The 232-nt window shown below is 47.8% G+C and carries 1 protein-coding gene; it reads right to left on the bottom strand.

Features of this window, described 5'->3' with window-relative positions:
- A partial coding sequence (locus AAEY79_RS16540) for a hypothetical protein (RefSeq protein WP_352289894.1) occupies nt 1-183 on the bottom strand: 183 nt, incomplete at its 3' end.
- Nucleotides 184-232 lie beyond the last annotated feature (49 nt).

Here is a 232-nt window from a genome sequence, read left to right as displayed (position 1 = left end):
GGTGATCATGGTGACAGGAGGTGCCACTTGTTCAAGTTTAGGCATATTCTGAGGAGTAGTCGCCTGTTGGGCCGCGATTGCCGTCGATTGATGGTTAACGAATCCTGCGGACAGTACTGGCGTGCGAGCGTCTTTGGCGTTATTAAGATTTTGCACTTTTTTTCTAGGGTTTTTAATAGTCAAGATTAATGCCTTGGCCTGCTGAGCAGGCCGCGTAGGTAATGGATATAGA

This window comes from Psychrobacter sp. GW64-MNA-CIBAN-0177, from assembly GCF_040309585.1.
Classification (GTDB): domain Bacteria; phylum Pseudomonadota; class Gammaproteobacteria; order Pseudomonadales; family Moraxellaceae; genus Psychrobacter; species Psychrobacter okhotskensis.
Note: the sequence above shows the minus strand (reverse complement) of the source record. Positions and strands in the feature narration are given on the sequence as shown.